16 protein-coding genes are annotated in these 16,867 nt (G+C 58.7%); 12 read left to right on the forward strand and 4 right to left on the reverse strand.

Annotated elements, in window-relative coordinates; genetic code table 11:
• Positions 1 to 29 precede the first annotated feature (29 nt).
• Entirely contained in the window at positions 30 to 1,058 is a 1,029-nt protein-coding gene (locus CP97_RS10790) for a bifunctional transcriptional activator/DNA repair enzyme AdaA (RefSeq protein WP_082863910.1), read from the reverse strand.
• A 136-nt stretch (positions 1,059 to 1,194) separates the two neighbouring features.
• Between CP97_RS10790 and CP97_RS10795 the strand changes: the two genes are divergently transcribed.
• From CP97_RS10795 to CP97_RS10825, 7 genes are all read left to right on the forward strand, one after another.
• The gene (locus CP97_RS10795) at positions 1,195 to 2,766 is read left to right on the forward strand and encodes a S1C family serine protease (protein WP_048885948.1); all 1,572 of its coding nucleotides are present in this window, start codon (positions 1,195 to 1,197) and stop codon (positions 2,764 to 2,766) included.
• Between the two features lie 152 nt (positions 2,767 to 2,918).
• Positions 2,919 to 3,476: a F0F1 ATP synthase subunit delta gene (locus CP97_RS10800; RefSeq protein WP_048885949.1), complete on the forward strand. Its 558-nt coding sequence runs from the start codon at positions 2,919 to 2,921 to the stop codon at positions 3,474 to 3,476.
• A gap of 27 nt (positions 3,477 to 3,503) precedes the next feature.
• Entirely contained in the window at positions 3,504 to 5,033 is a 1,530-nt protein-coding gene (gene atpA, locus CP97_RS10805) for a F0F1 ATP synthase subunit alpha (RefSeq protein ID WP_048885950.1), read from the forward strand.
• A 26-nt stretch (positions 5,034 to 5,059) separates the two neighbouring features.
• A complete protein-coding gene (locus CP97_RS10810) occupies positions 5,060 to 5,929 on the forward strand; it encodes a F0F1 ATP synthase subunit gamma (RefSeq protein ID WP_048885951.1) in 870 nt (289 codons plus the stop codon).
• 15 nt (positions 5,930 to 5,944) lie between these two features.
• Entirely contained in the window at positions 5,945 to 6,295 is a 351-nt protein-coding gene (locus CP97_RS10815; protein ID WP_048885952.1) for a hypothetical protein, read from the forward strand.
• Between the two features lie 53 nt (positions 6,296 to 6,348).
• Positions 6,349 to 7,806, forward strand: a complete 1,458-nt coding sequence (gene atpD / locus CP97_RS10820; protein WP_048885953.1) for a F0F1 ATP synthase subunit beta — start codon at positions 6,349 to 6,351, stop codon at positions 7,804 to 7,806.
• A gap of 45 nt (positions 7,807 to 7,851) precedes the next feature.
• On the forward strand, positions 7,852 to 8,109 hold the full coding sequence (locus CP97_RS10825; RefSeq protein ID WP_048885954.1) for an ATP synthase F1 subunit epsilon: 258 nt from the start codon (positions 7,852 to 7,854) through the stop codon (positions 8,107 to 8,109).
• 186 nt (positions 8,110 to 8,295) lie between these two features.
• Here CP97_RS10825 and CP97_RS10830 read toward each other — a convergent pair whose 3' ends face one another.
• A complete protein-coding gene (locus tag CP97_RS10830) occupies positions 8,296 to 8,580 on the reverse strand; it encodes an HNH endonuclease signature motif containing protein (RefSeq protein WP_048885955.1) in 285 nt (94 codons plus the stop codon).
• 56 nt (positions 8,581 to 8,636) lie between these two features.
• On the opposite strand from CP97_RS10830, the gene CP97_RS10835 reads away from it, so the two are divergent.
• Positions 8,637 to 10,127, forward strand: coding sequence for an ArnT family glycosyltransferase (locus CP97_RS10835; RefSeq protein ID WP_048885956.1), 1,491 nt, complete (start codon positions 8,637 to 8,639; stop codon positions 10,125 to 10,127).
• Here the strand turns inward: CP97_RS10835 and CP97_RS10840 are convergent, their stop codons facing one another.
• Positions 10,128 to 11,033: a DMT family transporter gene (locus CP97_RS10840; RefSeq protein ID WP_048886941.1), complete on the reverse strand. Its 906-nt coding sequence runs from the start codon at positions 11,031 to 11,033 to the stop codon at positions 10,128 to 10,130. It lies immediately after the preceding gene.
• A gap of 186 nt (positions 11,034 to 11,219) precedes the next feature.
• Here CP97_RS10840 and CP97_RS10845 point away from each other — a divergent pair, with 186 nt between their 5' ends.
• Genes CP97_RS10845 through CP97_RS10860 form a run of 4 tightly spaced genes read left to right on the forward strand, consistent with a single transcriptional unit; the run spans position 11,220 to position 15,574 of the window.
• A complete protein-coding gene (locus CP97_RS10845) occupies positions 11,220 to 12,251 on the forward strand; it encodes a glycosyltransferase family 2 protein (protein ID WP_048885957.1) in 1,032 nt (343 codons plus the stop codon).
• Complete coding sequence (locus tag CP97_RS10850) at positions 12,248 to 13,933, forward strand: ArnT family glycosyltransferase (protein WP_063612421.1); 1,686 nt, start codon at positions 12,248 to 12,250, stop codon at positions 13,931 to 13,933. Before CP97_RS10845 ends, CP97_RS10850 begins: the two co-directional genes overlap by 4 nt.
• Positions 13,920 to 14,660, forward strand: coding sequence for a class I SAM-dependent methyltransferase (locus CP97_RS10855; protein ID WP_063612422.1), 741 nt, complete (start codon positions 13,920 to 13,922; stop codon positions 14,658 to 14,660). The genes CP97_RS10850 and CP97_RS10855 overlap by 14 nt, the downstream gene beginning before the upstream one ends.
• A 5-nt stretch (positions 14,661 to 14,665) precedes the next feature.
• Positions 14,666 to 15,574, forward strand: a complete 909-nt coding sequence (locus CP97_RS10860) for a lysylphosphatidylglycerol synthase domain-containing protein (protein WP_048885960.1) — start codon at positions 14,666 to 14,668, stop codon at positions 15,572 to 15,574.
• On the opposite strand, the gene CP97_RS10865 is transcribed toward CP97_RS10860, so the two are convergent.
• A complete protein-coding gene (locus CP97_RS10865) occupies positions 15,552 to 16,673 on the reverse strand; it encodes a glycosyltransferase (RefSeq protein WP_161485459.1) in 1,122 nt (373 codons plus the stop codon). The genes CP97_RS10860 and CP97_RS10865 overlap by 23 nt on opposite strands.
• Positions 16,674 to 16,867: the final 194 nt, after the last annotated feature.

The raw sequence follows: 16,867 nt of genomic DNA on the forward strand, positions 1-16,867 counted from the left end.
ACCAGCCAGGGGATGCAGCGCAGCAAGATCTATGTTTTCTCCCGCCGTAGAAGCTCGGCTTTGATTTCCAGTCCATAGGCATAACCGCCCAAAGCCCCATTTGCTGCGATGACGCGATGGCAGGGGATGAGCACGGCGATGTTATTCGCGCCATTGGCACCGCCCACCGCGCGGCTTGCACGCGGATTGCCCAATGCCGCCGCCAGTTCGCCATAGCTGCGTGTCTCACCTGGCGGGATATCACGCAGGGCCTGCCACACGCGTTGCTGGAAGGCGGTGCCTTTGACATCAAGCGGGATGTTCCGTCCTGAACCGGGCTGCTCGACCGCATCGGTCACCGCTTTGAAAAGCGCGTGAAAATCCTCCCCGCCCTCGACCAGCTCGGCCTTGGGAAGGCGGGCGCGCAATTCTGCCTCGCCTTCGTTGAAGGATAGGCAGCATACGCCCCTGTCGGTGGCCGCCACCAGAAGTGCGCCAAGGCTGGTTTCAATCACGGACCAGTGAATGACCTTTCCGGCGGCGCCCTCATGCCACTCGCTTGCACTCATGCCGATGCCCTTCCTGTCTTCATAAAAGCGCGATGGTGCGGAATATCCTGCCGCATATATCGCATCGCTGACCCGCTCTTCCTGCGCCAGCGCCTCGCCAGCGCGTTCGCGCCGCAATGCGCGGGAATAGGCAGCGGGGGAAAGGCCCACTGCGCGCGTAAAGATGCGCTGGAAATGGGTCGCGGAATAGCCGGTGATCGCGCCCAGCCTTTCCAGCGAAACAGGAGCTTCCGCATGCCTTATTATATCGAGCGCTTCTTTCACCGCGGCTTCTTCCCGGCTTTGCTGGTCTGGCGCGCAGCGTTTGCAGGCACGTAATCCGGCAGCTTCGGCAGCTTCACCATTGGCATAGAATTTCACATTCTTGCGCATGGGCGGGCGCGCAGGGCAGCTGGGCCGGCAATAAATACCGGTGGAATGCACACCTGTTACAAACACGCCATCGAAGCGGCGATCCTTCGCCAGAGCAATGCGCCAGCAATCATCATCCGAAAGGGCCTGATCAATCATGGCGAGCCACGCATTTCGGCAGCGCAAGGATGGCATATGGCATCAATTGTCTCCTTCGCTGCCTTTCTAACCTTCCCCACATAGCTGCGCGTCCCGAAGCTTGCGGTCAATGTCATGAAGGGTACAGAAGCCGGTGATGCACCGGATTCTCACATCGCTCGCGCTGCTTGTCGCAATTCTGGCCCTGCACCCCAAACCGGCGCTGGCTGACCCTGCCGATATAGAGGCCGCAACGCGCGGCGTGGTGCGCGTGGTCATCATTGGCCGCGACGGGGAGGAAATCTTTCCTATATCGCACGGCACCGGTTTTGCCGTGGGCGGCGAACGCATCGTCACTAATGCGCATGTCGTGGCGCAGGCGGTGGCGGATGACAGGCTGTCTATCGGCATCGTCCCTGCCGATGGTGATCGTGCAGTTTACGCCCGGCTTGTTTCGGTGAGCAAGCGCAATGACCTTGCCCTGATCGAGGCGACAGAGCCTTTGGGTCTGCCGCCTCTCACCATTTCCGGCAATCCGGCGCAGACAGGCACGGTGATGGCCATTGGCTATCCACTCAATGTGGACAGGGCGCAGGGCCTTTCCTTTTCGGACATGTTCCGCGCCCAGCCCCCCGTTACCGCCACGGGCTTTCTTTCAGGCCGCCGCCCCAGCCGTGATTTCGATACACTGTTGCACACAGCGCCGATTGCGGCGGGCAATAGTGGCGGACCACTAGTGGATGAATGCGGCAGGGTGATGGGCGTCAATTCCTTCGGCGCGGAGAGCGGCGGGTCCGATGCAGAATTCTTCTTCGCCGTTTCCACCCGTGAATTGCTGCCCTTCCTGCGCGCCAATGGCGTCAGCCCGCGCATGAATTCATCCCAATGCCGCAGCCTTGCCGATCTCGATGCAGAACAGCGCGTCCGCGAAAATGAGGCGCGCGCCACTGCCGAACGTATCGCTGAACATAAAGCCAACGCATTGGCGCAGCGCACTACGGAAATGCGCCGCACTATCGGCTTTGCGGTAATGGACGAACGTGACAACAAGCTGGCGCTGGCATTCCTCTTGCTGCTGATAGCGTGCGGTGCAGTCGCGCTCGCCACCTTTGGCCATATACAAAAAGACATGCGCCTGCGCACGGCGGCTGGTGCAGTGGCCTTGATCGCGGTGGTCGGTGCCACTCTTGCCTGGTTTACCCGCCCGTCCTTCAACCAGGTCGATACCCGCGTTGAAGAATTGCTGCGCGCTGCAATGGATAATGACGAGGCCGGCCCGATTGCACCGAATGGCGGCGGATCCGGCGCAGGCGACCTTGTCTGCGTGCTGGATACCGCGAGGAGCCGCTTCGTCGGCGATCCGGCCGAGGATATCGAACTGGGCTGGTCGGATGAAGGCTGTGTCAATGCGCGCACGCAATATGGACTTGAAAATGGCGAGTGGACCCGGATCTTCGTCCCGTCGAGCGAAGCGGCGGTATCGGTCAACAGTTTCGATCCGCTTGCGGGTGAACTGGTGATGGAACGCTATCTGCTCGATCGCCAATTGATGACGGCGGCCCGCAACGCGCGCGGAAAATACCGCGCACCATCATGCGGCGCTGGAGAAGATGCTGCACGTGAACTGGGCAGCCACCAATCCGCCATCATGGCCGCATTGCCGCAAAGCCCGAATGAACGACTGGTTTATACCTGCGCACCCTCTGACAGCAGCGCTTCGCAGGACTAGGGCAATGCTGCGGGGTACAAGTGGCTCACCACCGGGTTGCATCCCCCGCCACCCGATGCTAGTCGCGCGCCAGCTTTGGAGGGATGCCTTGGTGTATTCGATTCCACAGCACCCGTTTTTTTCCGTTTCTCGGACCCAAGAGGACTTCTCGCGTGGAGCTTTCCGCCGGTATACAGGCTAGTCTGGCAGGGCGTTATGCCAGTGCCTTATTCGATCTCGCTAGCGAGGCGGGGACCGTCACCGCTGTCGAATCTGATCTCGACAAACTCGATGCCGCATTGCGCGAATCGGATGAATTGCGTGCGCTGATCCGCAATCCGGAAATCAGCCGCACACAAATCGCCGACGTGATGTCCGGCATTGGCGCGCATCTCGGCCTGTCCGAACTGACGCGCAATTTTCTCGGCGTGCTGGCGGACAATCGCCGCGTGTCTGCCCTGCCCGGCATGATCCGCGCTTTTGCCACTATCGCTGCCGCCCAGCGCGGTGAAGTGCAGGCCGAAGTCGCCAGCGCCCATGCGCTGACCGATGAACAGATTGCCACACTGGAAACGAAGCTGCGCGCCCGCGAAGGCCGCACCGTCAAACTGAAATCGCGCGTCGATCCCGACCTTCTGGGCGGGCTCGTCGTCACTATTGGATCGCAGCGCATCGACAGCTCGATCCGTACCCGTCTCAACTCCCTTGCCCAGGCCATGAAAAGCGCCTGACACTGCCGCACCCGAAAGGTTCGAATAATGGAAATCCGCGCCGCAGAAATTTCGAAGGTCATCAAGGACCAGATCGCCAATTTCGGCACTGAAGCCGAAGTCAGCGAAGTCGGCTCCGTTCTCTCGGTGGGTGACGGTATCGCCCGCATCCACGGCCTCGACAAGGTTCAGGCCGGTGAAATGGTGAAATTCGCCAATGGCGTTGAAGGCATGGCCCTCAACCTCGAAGCCGACAATGTCGGTGTCGTGATCTTCGGTTCTGACCAGGACATCAAGGAAGGTGACAGCGTCAAGCGCACCGGCACCATCGTGGACGTTCCTGTAGGCAAGGGTCTGCTTGGCCGCGTCGTCGATGCGCTCGGCAACCCGATCGACGGCAAGGGTCCGCTGGCAGACATCACGCGTGAGCGCGTCGAAGCCAAGGCCCCCGGCATCATCCCGCGCAAGAGCGTGCACGAACCCGTGCAGACCGGCCTCAAGGCTATCGACGCGCTGGTCCCTGTTGGCCGTGGCCAGCGCGAATTGATCATCGGTGACCGTCAGACCGGTAAAAGCGCCGTGGCAATCGACACCTTCATCAACCAGAAGGGCGTGAATGCCGGCGATGACGAGAGCAAGAAGCTCTACTGCATCTATGTCGCTGTCGGCCAGAAGCGTTCCACCGTTGCTCAGATCGTGAAGCAGCTCGAAGAAAACGGCGCGATGGAATATACCATTGTTGTCGCCGCAACCGCTTCCGAGCCTGCGCCGCTGCAATATCTCGCACCCTATACCGGCGCTGCAATGGGTGAATTTTTCCGCGATAACGGTATGCACGCCGTGATCGTGTATGACGATCTCTCCAAGCAGGCCGTTGCCTATCGTCAGATGTCGCTGCTGCTGCGTCGTCCTCCGGGCCGTGAAGCCTATCCCGGCGACGTGTTCTACCTTCACTCTCGCCTGCTCGAACGTGCGGCGAAGATGAACGATGAAAACGGCGGCGGCTCGCTGACGGCTCTGCCGATCATCGAAACGCAGGCGGGTGACGTTTCCGCCTATATTCCGACCAATGTGATCTCGATCACGGACGGGCAGATCTTCCTCGAAACCGATCTGTTTTTCCAGGGTATCCGCCCGGCCATCAACGTCGGCCTGTCGGTTAGCCGTGTGGGCGGTGCCGCGCAGACGAAGGCGATGAAAAAGGTCGCAGGCTCGATCAAGCTGGAGCTGGCGCAATATCGTGAAATGGCTGCCTTCGCGCAGTTCGGCTCCGATCTCGATGCCTCGACGCAAAAGTTGCTCAACCGCGGTGCGCGCCTGACCGAATTGCTCAAGCAGCCGCAGTTCAGCCCGATGCCGTTCGAAGAGCAGACCGTGTCGATCTTCGCCGGGACCAATGGCTATCTCGATAGCGTCGCTGTTGACCGCGTGACCGAATATGAAGCCGCCATGCTCAGCTTCATGCGCAATGAGCATGCCGACGTGCTCGGAGAAATCCGTGAAAGCGGCAAGTTCGAAGGCGACACCAAGGACAAGACCGTCGCCGCACTCGACGCTTTTGCCAAGCAGTTCGCGTAAGCCTGATAGAGAGCTAGGGAGCCGAAATGGCCAGCCTTAAAGAACTGAAAGATCGTATCGGGTCGGTAAAGTCGACCCAGAAGATCACCAAGGCCAAGCAGATGGTCGCCGCGGCAAAGCTGCGCAAGGCGCAGGCGGCTGCCGAGGCTGCCCGTCCCTATGCGGAGCGTCTGGGGTCGGTCATGGGCTCGCTCGCGAGCAAGGTAAGTAGTGACAGTGCGCCATTGCTGCTGCGCGGTACCGGATCGGACAAGCGCCACCTGCTGGTGGTCGTGAACACCGACAAGGGCTTGTGCGGCGGTCTTAACGCCAATATCGTGAAAGAAGCGAAGAAGCAGGCCCGCGCGCTGATAGCAGAAGGCAAGGACGTGTCCTTTTACCTCGTCGGCAAAAAGGGCCGCGCGCCGCTGCGCCGCGAATATCCCGAATCCATCGGTGCGGGCTATGATACATCCAGCGTCCGCAACATCGGTTTCGAAGAAGCCGACGCCATCTCCAATGAACTGATCGGCAAGTTCGAATCCGGTGAATTCGATGTCGCGCACCTCGTCTATCCAACTTTCAAGAGCGCGCTGGCACAGGATCCCACCACGGTACAATTGCTGCCCGTGCCCGCTCCTGAAACGCAGGACGCATCGGATGCGGTGGTCGAATACGAACCGGATGAGGAAGCCATCCTCGCTGAATTACTGCCGCGGTACGTCAAGACACAGCTGTTCGGCGCCTTGCTCGAACGCGAGGCATCCGAGCAAGGGGCCTCGATGACTGCGATGGACAACGCCACACGCAATGCGGGCGATCTGATCGACAAACTGACCATCCAGTATAACCGTAGCCGCCAGGCCGCGATTACTACTGAACTCATCGAAATCATTGCCGGCGCAGAAGCGCTCTAAGCGGGAAATCGAAACGTGAAAAATTCAAATCTACTTCTTCCGATCTTTGCCTCCGTCACGCTGCTGACAGCTTGCGGGGAAGAACCTGCGCCCGCGCCGGAGCCGACGCCCACCGTCGCTGCTGAACCCACACCGACCCTTCCCGCGCCCGATCAGGAGCTGCTCACCACCTTATTGGCGGAAACTTGCCCTGACCTGAAGCCGGTCAATACAGCCGTTTGCCGCCGCACGATGGGTGCCGATACCGTTTCGTGCGAGTTTGGCCTTGGGGAAGACGATTACCTGCGTAACGACGCAACGCTTGCCGCCAATGAAGCCGGCGATGCGTGGGAAATCACCGATCCCGAAACGGTCTGCGCGCTGTAGGCACTGCGCCGACCACACAATTTCAGCCCATTACTACGCCACAGGAACACATCATGGCCACCGCACCTGCACTCAACCAGACGACCAATGGCACGATCAGCCAGGTCATCGGCGCCGTTGTCGACGTCGCATTCCCGGGCGAATTACCGCCAATCCTCTCCGCGCTTGAGACGAAGAATGGCGGCAACACGCTCGTTCTCGAAGTCGCGCAGCACCTTGGTGAAAACACCGTCCGCACCATCGCGATGGACGGCACGGATGGGCTTACCCGCGGTCAGGAAGTGATCGCAACCGGCTCACAGATCACCGTGCCTGTCGGCCCCAAGACGCTGGGCCGCATCATGAACGTGGTCGGTGAACCCATCGACGAACGCGGCCCCATCGGTTCGGACATGAGCATGCCGATCCACGCAGAGGCCCCCGCCTTCATCGACCAGTCGACCGAAGCGGACATTCTCGTCACCGGCATCAAGGTCATCGACCTTCTCGCGCCTTACGCAAAGGGCGGCAAGATCGGCCTGTTCGGCGGCGCCGGCGTGGGCAAGACCGTGCTGATCCAGGAACTGATCAACAACATCGCCAAGGGCCACGGCGGCGTGTCTGTCTTTGCCGGTGTGGGTGAACGTACCCGCGAAGGTAACGATCTTTATCACGAATTCCTCGATGCAGGCGTTATTGCCAAGAACGACGCTGGCGAAGCCATCTCCGAAGGGTCCAAGGTTGCCCTCGTCTTCGGCCAGATGAACGAGCCTCCCGGCGCGCGTGCCCGCGTGGCCCTGTCCGGCCTCACCATGGCGGAATATTTCCGCGATCAGGAAGGCCAGGACGTGCTGTTCTTCGTCGACAACATCTTCCGCTTCACGCAGGCCGGTTCCGAAGTGTCCGCACTGCTGGGCCGTATTCCCTCGGCCGTGGGCTATCAGCCGACCCTGTCGACCGACATGGGCAATTTGCAGGAACGCATCACCTCGACCAACAAGGGCTCGATCACCTCGGTGCAGGCCATTTACGTGCCGGCCGACGATTTGACCGATCCGGCCCCTGCCACATCGTTTGCCCACCTTGACGCGACCACCACGCTGAACCGCGCGATTTCGGAGCTGGGCATCTACCCCGCTGTCGATCCGCTCGATTCCACCAGCCGCGTTCTCGAACCGCGCGTTGTCGGTCAGGAGCATTACGAAACTGCCCGCCGCGTTCAGGAAATCTTGCAGAAATACAAGAGCCTGCAGGACATCATTGCCATTCTCGGGATGGATGAGCTGTCCGAAGAAGACAAGCTGACCGTGCAGCGCGCCCGCAAGATCCAGAAGTTCCTGTCGCAGCCGTTCCACGTGGCCGAGGTGTTCACCAACATCCCCGGTAAATTCGTGCAGCTGGAAGACACGGTCAAATCGTTCAAGGCCGTCGTCGATGGCGAATATGACCACCTTCCCGAAAGCGCCTTCTACATGGTCGGCGGCATCGAAGAAGCGGTCGAAAAGGCCAAGAAAATGGCTGAAGACGCCTGATACATCACCTCTCCCTGCAGAAGGGAGAGGTCATTGGAAGATAACATGGCACTACATTTCGAACTCGTCACTCCGTCCAGCCTGGTCCGCTCCGAAGACGTTCACATGGTGGTCGTCCCCGGTAGCGAAGGCGAATTCGGCGTGCTGGAAGGCCACGCGCCTTTCATGTCGACTATCCGTGATGGCGCGGTGCAGGTCTGGAAGACCGAAGGCGCTGAGCCGGAAAGCATCGAAGTGCGCGGCGGCTTTGCCGAGGTTGGCGAAAACGGCCTGACTGTGCTGGCCGAACACGTCGACGGCTGATCCTTCGTAAAATCTCTGTCCTACAACAAGGGCCGCAGCGAAAGTTGCGGCCCTTTTTGCTTGGGCTGTAATCGCATGAATTGGAAAAAATCTGGTGTAAGTGTCACCTTTCAACTTCGCGCGCCAAACCATTGGTCCGGTTCGATAATCAATCGACTCATGCAGGGTGACGCAGTGTCACCTTTGTCACCTTTGCGCACTGCGCGTCGGCGCATGAAAATCAGGCGGTTTGCCTGCTATCCAGCGAAGGAATTTGGCGATTTCCTCATGCTCCCGCAATGGTCCGCGCTCGCCATCGATGCGCGCCAGTTCTGCATTGGTGAAATGCGTATGGATGGTGCGGTGACAGATGGGGTGCACCCGCACTGTCGCGCGCCCCTTTTTCGCCTTGGGCACGATGTGATGCAATTGCACTTTACTACCAAGCGGGCGTTCACACAGCCAGCACACAACGTCGCCGGGAGAGGTCATAAAGCTTCCTTAACCACGTTTGCGCCATGGCAGAGTGAACCGGAGAAGCGCACGCGATGAATATGATGGCAGCAGCATTGCAGGAGGACAAGCGAGGGCCGCTCGCTGTGCTGTTGCGCGGCGATGTCGTGCCGCTTGCCGCGCTCGCCCTGCTCGTGCTTGCTACGCGCGCCATCTGGTTCGGCGATCCGGTCGCCGATTTCGACGAGCAGCTTTACAGTTTTATCGGCTGGCGCATGACCTATGGCGAATTGCCCTTCGTCGATTGGTGGGACCGCAAGCCTTTCGGATTATTCGCGATCTTCGGCACAGCCCATGCTGTGTTCGGACCGGGACCGCTGGCCTATCAACTCGTGGCAACTGCCTTTGCGCTGGCCGGAGCATATCTCACCTACAGGCTGGCGCGCCGGCTGGTGGGGCGCTTCTCGGCGACTATCGCAGCTGCGATCGGGACGATACTGCTGTGCGCCTATGCCAGCTATTCAGGACAGAGCGAGGTGTTCTTCGTGCCGCTGATGCTCGGCATGGCGGCATTGCTGGTCGATATCGATCACCCCGCTTTTACCCGCCGCGCCATGTGGGCAATGCTGCTGGGCGGACTTGCCTTGCAGATCAAATATACGGTTCTGCCGCAATGCGCCTTTTTCGGCCTTTACGCGGTGTGGGTTGAACACAGGCGCGGCGCGGCAACCGCGCGCATAATCGGGCTGGGCGCGACTTTTGTCACGCTTGGCTTGTTGCCGACAGCTCTCGTCGCGCTGCTTTATGCCTCAATCGGAGAATTTGACGCATGGCTGTTTGCCAATGTCCTTTCATTCTTTGATCGGCTGCCTGCACCGCAGGGCCGCTGGGCAGACGATCACTGGCTTGGCATCTCGCCCATCGCCATTCTCGTAATTGGCGGCATATATGGCGCCCTTCGCATCACGCGGCCCGAACCCTTTATCACATGGCTGTTTTATGGTGGCTGGGCAGCTTCCACCTTGGCGAGCGTGCTGTTGCCGGGCACGGTCTATCTCTATTATTACGCCGCGCTGGCCGCGCCTGCTGCACTGGTTGCGTTGCCACTTCTCGATCGCCGCAGCCCGCTCAGTTTCGGACCGGGCATAGTATTGGCGGCGGCATTCCTCGCGCTGCTCGCCCTGCCCGATCGGCGCGAGCAGTCGCTGGCGGAAAGCGATACGGCAAAGGCGCTTGCCAGCGCGATTGCGCCGCATGTAGCATCTTCCGAAAATTGCCTGTGGTTGTGGGACGGGCCGACTGCGCTTTATCGCATGACGGGCAGCTGCGTCCCGACGCGCTTTGTTTATCCCGATCATCTGAATAATGCCCTTGAAACAAAGGCGCTGGGAATTGACCAGGCAGGTGAAGTCACGCGCATTCTTGCAACCCGGCCCGGTGCCATCGTCACCGCCAGCAGGCCGATGACGGTGCAGAACGAAGCCGCCGCCGCGCTGGTAAGAGCAGCGCTGGCAAAGGATTATCAGGAGAAGCTGACCGTCGAAATGCACAACCGCATGCTCACCGCATGGATCAGGCGCGATTGATCAGCGCGCCTTTGCCGCAGGCGTTGTATTGCGCCCCGCATGCCACAGCCACAATCCGGCGATAACGATCAGGCCCGCACCCAGCATCGCGACAGCATCAGGCATCTCGTCAAAGAAAAGCCAGGCCAGAAGGGTAGCGACAATCAATTGACCATAGGTCATCGGGGCAATCGTCGCCGCCCCTGCCCGCTCGGTCCCCATATAGATCAACCAGTGTGCCGCACTTGCAGAGAATGCCACAAATGCAACGCGGGCCATCACATGCCATTCTGGCCAGAACAGACGGAGAGATTCGATACCGCTGACGTGTCCGACAATTGCAACCACCGTAATGACGATAGAGCCAGTGATGGCGACATATACTTGCATGGCCAGCGCACTTCCCGCGCCTCTGGCAGCGCGATTGGCAGTCATCAGCAAGGCAATGCCAAGCGCAGCCAAAAGCGGTAGTAAGGCGGCAAGGCCGATATTGGCAAAATTGGGGCGCAGAACGATAAGGACGCCCGCAAAGGCGATAAAGATCGCGATGATCGTAGACAGTCGCAAACGCTCGCCCAAAAACAATGCCGCAAGCATCGCGGTGATCATCGGCTGGGTAAAGGATAGCGCCACCGCATCGGCCAGTGGCATAAGCCAGACGCTGGCGAAAAATGCGATGGTAGCAATTGCAACGCTGATACCTCGCAAAAGCTGGATCATCGGCTTGGGAATGTTACGAAATGGCGCTGTCCCCTGACGGGCCGCCAGCAGTGCGGAAAGGCCAATGGAGCCAAGGATGTAACGAAAGCCCGCTACGGCAGCAGGGGTCCAGGCTCCGTCCAGTCCCTTCACCACGGCATCGCCAACGGAAAGGAGGCAGAAGCCGGTCAGCGCGAAGAGCAGCCCCGCCCTGTCCGATTGTCGCATGCCGTTGGTATCCCTGTGATCCTGTATGCGCGGCTTAGGCTGCGCTAAACCCATGATCAACATTTCGGCACGATAATTCGAGGATGCATCATGGACCCGACAACATCCTTTACCTCGTGTTAAACACACATGCTTAACAAAGGGATGCGATAAGCCTAAAGCAGAGCTTCGCCGCGGGGGCCAGCATTGACCAAACTCATCATTCAGATCCCCTGCCTCAACGAGGCAGAGACCCTGCCTGCAACCCTTGCTGCCTTGCCACGCAGCGTGGCCGGTATCGACGTGGTCGAATATCTGGTGATCGACGATGGCAGCAGCGATGGCACTGCGCAGATCGCACTGGAAGCAGGCGCGCATCACGTGGTAACTCACCGCCGCAATAGGGGCCTTGCTGCGGCCTTTCGCAGCGGAATAGACCGCGCATTGGCTGAAGGCGCGGATGTTATCGTCAACACCGATGGTGACGGGCAATATGAAGGCGCCGACATCGCCGCGCTGGTTACCCCCGTAGTGGATGGCCGCGCAGATATTGTCATAGGCGACCGCGGCGTTTCGCAGAATGCGCATTTCTCACCGCTCAAACGGCTTATCCAGCGCATCGGCAGCGGCGTAGTACAAAGCCTTGCCGGAACACATGTTTCAGACGCTGTCAGCGGCTTTCGGGCGATCAGCAGAGACGCGGCGCAGCGCATCAATATCACGACTGAATTTTCCTATACAACGGACATGCTGATCCAGGCCGGGCGCAAGCGCATGGCGATCATGACAGTGCCGGTGCGAACGCATGCCGCGGTGCGTCCCAGCCGCCTGTTCAAATCAGTGCCGCGCTTTATCCTGCAAACGGGTATCACCATGGCGCGTACCTTCACCGCCCACAAACCCTTGCGCGCCTTCGTCGGCACAGGAACGCTGATCGCCTTTATCGGTCTGCTGCCAATTGTGCGTTTTCTGTGGTTTTACGCCAATGGCGAGGGTGGCGGACATATCCAGTCGCTGGTGATCGGCGGTGCGCTGCTGGTGCTGGGTACGCTGGTGGCCATACTCGGCATGCTGGCCGATCTGGTTGCCGCCAATCGCAAGCTGATCGAGGAAAACCTCGCCCGCACCCGCTCGCTGGAGGACAGCATTGCAGCGCTTGCTCGTTCCACAAAGGACGCCGCGCAAAAGGAACCGGTAAGCGTGATCCGCATTAAGCCGGATCGAAAGCGCACTTCGTGACAAATGCTGCAATGGCCGGAAAGGAAATGCCTGCGACCTCAAAATCGTGGTGGCGTGACGCGGACAGCGCCGTCTGGCCGTTTGCGGCACTAATCGTCCTTATTGCGGCCCAGCTGTCTTTCGCCTTCACCCGCGCCATCAACTGGGACGAGTTCTTTTTCTATCACCAAGTGGCCGATTTTGCCGAGGGCCGTCTCACCAGCCCCCTACAGACGCTGAATACTCGTATCTTCTTCTGGCTGCCCGGCCTGTTTGACAGCAATATTGATCACATTGTCACCGCCCGCGTCACAATGTTGGCGTTTGAAATCGTGACGCTGTGGTCGCTCTATCTCATCGCCCAGCGGTTTACTGACAATATCACCGCGCTCTTCGTCCCGCTGCTGTATCTTTCTGCAGGCTATGTGCTGCAGCATGGCAATTCTTTTCGTGTCGATCCCATGGCCACAGCAGCTTTGACCGGAGCGCTCGCAGTGATGGCTCGCAGCAGGCTCGACTGGAGAGCGATTGCCGGCTTTGGATTGCTGGCCGCTTTCGGGACGATGGTGACCATCAAGGTCATCCTTTATTTTCCGGCCTTTGCCGGTCTTGCGGTCTTTCGACTGATGAAATCCGACTGGTCTCGGTCCCAATTTATCAGACTCGTCGCCTGCGTTGCCTGCGCAGTGCTGTTTTTCGCACTGATGTTTCTCTGGCACAGCAGCAGCGTCACTGCCGAGCGGAGCAATATCGCGGCAAGCACAGGTCTTTTCAGCAGTTCGATATCGTGGATGTTTTTCATCGGCCTGCCGGCCTATTGGACGATGGCGATCAAGGCGATGATGCTGGCGCCGATCTTTACATTGGCCGTTGTTGCCGCGCCCATATTGATCTGGCGCTCAGACCGCTCAAGGGCAGAAAAGATCGCGCTGACAGGGTTCTTGCTGCCAGTTCTTACGCCGTTCTATTACATGAACACCGCTGCATATTTCTACGCCTTTATCCTCGCCCCTGTGGCACTGGGCTGTATCCCCGCGCTGGTCTGGGCACGCAGACGGTTCGCCCCGATGATACTGACTTCCGCCCTCGCCTCCATCGCATTGGGCGTCTTCCTGGTGGACAATCGCACCATTATTGATCGCCAGCGTCAGCTGGAGGCAAACATCCGCGAAATCTTCCCTCAGCCTGTGACCTATATCGATCACAATTACATGATGGGATCATGGCCCAAGGGGAATAAATTCATGACCCCCTGGGGCATGAACATGTATCGCGAAAACGGGGTCCCCGAATATACACAAGCGCTGGAAGCCGACGTCGTCCCCCTCGTTATCGGAAACTGGTGGACATTGCGCGTGATGTTTCTCGAAGGGGATGACACGCTGCTGGTCGCCGAAGATAATGAATCGATGCGCAACAGCTATATCGAGTTTGCGCCCTTCATCTGGATCGCGGGCAAGAGACTTCCGGCAGGCATGGCAGCGGACAATGCCCTGTTTCAGGTGCCCGGACCATATACGGTGCGAGACGCGCCAGTCATCATCAACGGAAAGGCACTGCAACCCGGCGATGTCATCCAGCTGGACCGCACCAATTATCAATTGGAAGTGCCGGGTGCTCAGGACGCGCGACTGATCTGGGGCGACAACCTCCAGCCGCCAAGCAATCCGCTAGAGCCGGGGCCGCTTTATGCCGGGTTCTAGATCCACACCTTTGGCCATAGGCCCTTCGTTGAGGTGGGACGCGCTAAGCCGTAAGCTTCCCACGGATTTAGGAGATGTGCTGGAAGTGGGCTGTGGCCGAGGCGCGTTCACTGGCAGGCTGGTAAGGCGGGCTAAGCGTGTCGTTGCAATCGAACCTGATCATCAATCATTTGTCATTGCTCAACAACAGCTTGGTAGTAGCGTTCAACTCCGTAATATAGAATGCAGCGAGCTTTCAAGTTCCGAATGTTTCGACACAGTTTGCGCGTTCGAAGTCCTTGAACATATCGAGCATGATCGAGCCGCTCTGGAAGACTGGATTGAACATCTGCGGCCTGGTGGACATCTTGTGCTTAGCGTGCCTGCTGATTCCAAACGCCTTGGTGATTGGGACGAAATGGTTGGACATTATCGCCGCTATGACCGGAAAGAAATGAAAAACCTGCTTGAAGGCGTGGGACTTCGCGTCGTCGACATCTCGCAATATAATTTTCCTGCAGGGTATTTTCTGGAAACAGCGCGTAATCTGATCGCGCGCCGCACGCTTCGTAAAGGCGCTGCGGACAAGAATTTTGCCGAGCGTACTGCTGGATCGGGACGGCTATTTCAACCCGAAAGCAGTTTCACAGCGGCGGTTATGCGGCTGGTCAGCCTACCTGCCATTGCACTGCAGCGCGCCTTCCCGGACCGCGGCCTCGGCCTGATCGCAATTGCACAGCTCGATTGATCACGATGGTTGTTGAAACCAGAGCACAGCGCCCGCGATGGGCGTTTTTCCTGAAAGCGGGGTTCGTCGCCGCAGCGCTTATTGGTGCTGCATATTTGCTTCATTCTCGCTGGAACGAAGTTACCGAGGCGCTTCGCCTGTTTGGTTACGGAGACATTGCACTGTCTGCCATCGCGGCGTGCGCGCATATCGGATTTTCCCTCTTGGCGTGGATGGTGCTGGCGAAGAAAGGGGATGTCGCCCTGCGTACTCTACCAGCCCTCCGCATATTTTTCTTCAGCCAAATCGGGAAGTACATTCCCGGCAGCGTTTGGCAGTTTCTTGCCGCGGCGCAATTGGGACATGATGAGGGGATGAGCAGACGCGGAGTTCTTGCCAGTTTCGCATTTGCATTGCTTGCAGCCATCGTTGCTGGCGGTGTGCTGGTACTGGCGGTGCTGCCGTTTTCATTCGCCGGTACGCAGCCCGGTGGCTGGGGTTGGGCCGCTTCTGCTCTCTTGCCCCTCGTAGTGTTTTTCCCTGCTGTCCTATTGCGCATCGCTTCACTTGCGAAGTTAAACACTGTGCCGAGCACTTTACGTCTTGCCGCATCAACCGCAATATCAGCGGGCACTTGGCTGGCTGGTGGAGCGATGCTCCTATTGCTGGCGCGCGGCCTCACAGTCCCGGTAGCGCCTGAAGATATTCTGGTATATTCCGCAATTTACGCCGCGGCGTGGATTACCGGCTTCCTGGTGTTCTTTGCACCAGCTGGCCTTGGCGCACGCGAAACGGCCATGATCGCGCTACTTTCTGTTTTAATGCCACTGCCACATGCGACCATAGTGGCACTACTTTCGCGCGTATTGGTGACCTGCGCAGATTTTCTCGCCGCAGGTTTAACCTTGACCTTTACTCGCGCGCCAGACGTGTAATAAGCCGGCTTACGCCTGCTTCCGGCGTCAATATATCTGCTAGTTCAATTAGTAAAGATGCATTGGCTGGCTCTCTACGCCCTACCAGATCGCAAACAGCCTCAGCCAATGCTGCGGCGTTTTCAGGGGGAATAGTCACGATCCTCTCAGCGAAACCCTCTGCCAATGGGTCGAGCGCAGGGCTCGATCGCGTAAGAACTCGCTTGCCCATCGCCAGTGCCTGAAACAGCTTGTTTGGAATGACGCGCGCTGCCTTGTCGGATCCGCCAAATATTCCAAGACATATGTCTGCTCGCGCAACCAGTGCAGGAAGTCTTCTGTAGTCCACCCATGGCACCCAGGTCAGCCTGCCACTACCGTTCTCTGCTACAAACTTCCGCGCAAGATCTTCCTGCTGTCCGCTACCCACCACAATCCACCTTAACGCTTCACTGCGCGTCAGTTTTGCTGCCTCCAGAATGGTGGCGAGCCCGTGAAGCGGAATAAATTGTCCATAAAAGAGGATAATTGGCGTGGTTTCGTTGGGATCAAGGATATCTTCGAAATCATCTGGCTCGGGCGGCTGATGAAACAGCGCTTCTGCGCCGACGACGATAGTCTCGAAACGCTGTCGCGGGATGGCATATTCGCGCGACAGGAAATCACCGTGAGCGTCTGTATCGACGAGGATAACGTCAGCCTGTCGCAAGCCAGCTTCTTCAAACCATCGCAGGAAGCGAGCCACAATCCCATTTTCTCTCGCCATCTGTCGATCACGTATGATGGTGTCATGGATCGGCAGGAAAGCGTCCAGCACCACCTTGCGCCCCCTTGCCCGAGCAATTGGTCCAGCAAGAAAAATTTCGGGCGTTCCGGGATATGGAAGAAGTAGAGGCGCGGTCCCGGAATGCCTCGACAACCGCCAAAGCGCCCTCGGCATTCCCAGCAAATATCGAAATGCCGCGCCGACGAACTGGGCAAGCCCGGCAACAGATTTATCGGCCACGCCCTGCCACACGGAAACATGAATTTCCGCCTCAAGCCTATCTGACTTCTTCAACGCGTCAATCAGCAGCCGAACACGCGGCTTGCCGACGTCATACGCCCCAAATGCGATCACACCTTGCCCCATGATACATGGCTATGGCTCAGCCGCTTGGCCATGCCAAGCTCACAAATGCGGGCGCGCCGAGTGAAATCATGGTCGCGAGACCAGTAATCTTTGCAAAATATTTACCAAACTCGACGAGGACGGTTTGTGAATAGGCGGCTTCCTGTCTGGAAGGCGTAATGTGGGTAGAATTTGAGGGGCAT

Source organism: Aurantiacibacter atlanticus (assembly GCF_001077815.2).
Taxonomy (GTDB): domain Bacteria; phylum Pseudomonadota; class Alphaproteobacteria; order Sphingomonadales; family Sphingomonadaceae; genus Alteraurantiacibacter; species Alteraurantiacibacter atlanticus.